This is a genomic window from Mesorhizobium sp. M2D.F.Ca.ET.226.01.1.1, from assembly GCF_004022705.2.
Classification (GTDB): Bacteria; Pseudomonadota; Alphaproteobacteria; order Rhizobiales; family Rhizobiaceae; genus Mesorhizobium.
On the sequence record NZ_RZOY02000035.1, the window covers coordinates 1 to 1576 of the forward strand.

Annotated in this window: 1 pseudogene; it reads left to right on the top strand. The window is 58.1% G+C overall.

Annotation, left to right across the window (positions count from 1 at the left end):
* Positions 1–802: 802 nt before the first annotated feature.
* Positions 803–1455: pseudogene (locus tag EN869_RS33630) on the top strand (leucine zipper domain-containing protein); the annotation flags it as partial.
* Between the last annotated feature and the right edge of the window lie 121 nt (positions 1456–1576).

Consider the following 1576-nt stretch of genomic DNA (forward strand, 5'->3'; position numbering starts at 1 on the left):
CTAAAATGAGCAACGAAATTGTACGCCGTGTCGCCGCAGGCAGTGCACTTGCTGGATAGCTGCTAACGAATTCGGCGAGTTCAGATATGGCTCGCACTGAGGTATACTCCAATATATCCGCTTCTTTTCGAATAAAGTCTACGGCTGCTTTTCTACCTCGGGGCGAGCCTTGTTACCCACAATAGTCTCAAGCGAAGCCAGGGCCATGTGCTGGCAGATGGAATTAGGAGACGTCAAACTCCTGCTGCAGCTCGATCAACAACGCGCCTGCTTAACAGTTAAGAAGCCACTCCATTTTGCTGGTGCACTGTTCTACCGGTTTCGATACCGCGTAGCTCCAACAAGCCAAGTTTCATAAAGAATTTACACGTTGAGAACGCCTATTTGCACTTGAGGCGGAGCAATTAACAGAACGGCGAGGTTGTGATGCGCTGACCTTCGCTTCACCATCCCCCTTGCAATCCGCATGCCACCGAAGAAGTTGTCCGAGCAAGTGGCGGACACTGTGTTTCGCGCCGCGCTACCGGAACACTTGACCATTCGTGTGTCTTCTTCCGAACATAGGTGTCTCCGCATGAGAGGCGACCGTCGTATTCAACGTTCCAAGTTCTCGTGGGTCCATATCTAGTGCCAATTCAAACGCCCACCACAATAATGTCTATTGGGCTCTCAGTGGTGGTGGACTCGGCATCCGAGCATCACCAAAGACTCTTGCTAGCTGTGAGCTTTCGGGAGGTTGTCCATTCGGACCGGACCGAGGAGACTGGAGTTACCACGCTTCAGCATCTATCGGAGGGTCCGAATGAACATCCACAAGAATGCCCGTCTCACACCGCTGCGTCGAGAGGAGATGGCGCTGTCGGTGATAGAGGGCGCTTTTTCCAAAGCCCATGCGGCGCGGGTCTATGGCGTCGGCCAAGATCGTGGCGCGCTGGGTCGAGCGCTATAAGGCTGAAGGGCGGGCCGGCATGATCGACCGTTCCTCGCGGCCCGCCCATATGTCACAGGCCACCGCTGCGTTGATCGCCGAGCGCATCATGGCGCTGCGGCGGCAACGTTGGACCGGCAAGCACATCGCCCATGAGGTCGGCGTCTCGCCCGCCACCGTCAGCCGGGTTCTCAAGCGTGCCGGGCTGTCGCGGCTAAGCGATAGCGAGCCGGCCGAACCGGTCCGGCGCTACGAGCGGGAGAACCCAGGCGAGATGATCCATATCGACATCAAAGAAGCTCGGCCGCTTCAGCCAAGTCGGCCATCGCATCACCGGCGAGCCGCAAAAAGGCAAGTCGCGCGGCGCCGGCTGGGAGTTCGTCCACGTCTGCATCGACGACGCGTCCCGCATCGCCTTCTCGCAAATCCTGCCCGACGAGAAAGAAGAACGCGCCATCGCCTTCCTCAAGGCGGCGGTGGCCTGCTACGCCAGCCTCGGCGTCACAATAGCCCGCGTCATGACCGACAACGTCCTAAGCGCGGAACGAAATGGAGCCTGCAGTCAAGGTCTCTCTGTTCGTCAGCATGCCCTTGCTGCGTGACGTTGGTCAAGTCGTCGAACCAGGCGGCTTCCACCGGCAAGGGAAA